This is a genomic window from Frankia sp. CoWAU3 (assembly GCF_977971855.1).
Map to the genome: position 1 here is coordinate 16,192 of NZ_CDWWXB010000039.1, position 853 is coordinate 17,044.

General features: G+C 75.4%; 1 pseudogene. It reads right to left on the minus strand.

From position 1 onward, the window contains the following. A pseudogene (locus AC08ON_RS06240) lies at positions 1-569 on the minus strand (nitrite reductase); the annotation flags it as partial. Between the last annotated feature and the right edge of the window lie 284 nt (positions 570-853).

Genomic DNA, 853 nt, shown 5'->3' on the forward strand with positions numbered 1-853 from the left:
AGGAGCGCGGGTACGGCGACGTGGACGGGCAACCGCAGCGCGCGGGTCGCGCCCGCGACGGCCAGCAGCATCTCCCCGGAGGGCAGGGCGCGCAGCGCGAGGTCCGCGGGCAGCCCGGCCAGGTCCCCGCTGCCGTCGTCGACGGCGAACAGCACCCGGCCGGGCAGCGCGGCGAGAGCCGGATCCGCGCACAGCCGGCGGTCCAGCTCGGCGACGACCGGCGCGATGTCCCGGCAGCCGGCCTCGCCGCGTCCGGACAGCGGCGAGCCCACGATGTTGCGGACCCGCTCGTGCGTCGTCGAGGGCAGCAGGCCGACCGCGCTCACCCGGGCGGCGAGCTCCTCGACCGTGCCGTCGGCCAGGCCGCGTAGCTGCACGTTCGCCCGGGAGGTGAGCTCAAGGTGGCCGTCGGCGAACTCCCGCGCGCAGCCGGCGAGGGTCTTCGCCGCGGCGGCGGTCAGCCGCCCCCCGGGCAGCCGCAGCCGCGCGAGCGCGCCATCCGCGGCCGGATGTGTCGTCAGCACACCGGGGCAGGCGTCGCGGACACGCTCCCGCGGACTGGTGGGCACCGGCGGAGCATACGTGCCGGACTCGGGCGATGCCGGTTGATCGTTTCTTTGTCACGACGACAGCGGAGTGCTTGACAACACCGCCCACCTCTCTGCGATCGTGACGGGGCCACGAGCGGCGAACGGCGAGGAAGTCCGGCGCGAATCCGGCGCGGTCCCGCCACCGTCACCGGGGAGTGCGCCCCAGGCACGGCCACCGACGCGGGGCGTGGACCCCCGGGAAAGGCATCACCATGTCGCCTGTGCAGACTCCTCCCACCGATCCGTCCGACGATCCGTCGACC